This is a genomic window from Phormidium sp. CCY1219, from assembly GCF_055795085.1.
This window is the reverse complement of sequence record NZ_JAYFEQ010000049.1, coordinates 1-215: the sequence shown is the minus strand read 5'-3', so window position 1 is coordinate 215 and position 215 is coordinate 1. Positions and strand designations below refer to the sequence as shown.

General features: G+C 50.2%; 1 protein-coding gene. It reads left to right on the top strand.

The window, feature by feature from the left end; genetic code table 11:
• On the top strand, positions 1-215 hold a 215-nt coding region (locus AC0QH1_RS00385; protein ID WP_324628761.1), incomplete at both ends, for a hypothetical protein.

The window sequence follows — 215 nt, the reverse complement described above, 5'->3', positions numbered from 1 at the left end:
GAAACAGCTAGCAATGTGGAAGCGGAAGAAACGGGAGGCGATCGCACCCCAATTGCAGCGAATCCCGCCACCGAAACCACCGCAACCCCGGTCATTGCCGAGACTGCACAACCTGACAATTCTGTCAATAGCGACATTATTTCTCGGTTAGAAAACTTAACTCAAACCTTGAAACAACGAGAAGCCGATGCAGAGATTTCCGGTGGAAATCCGAT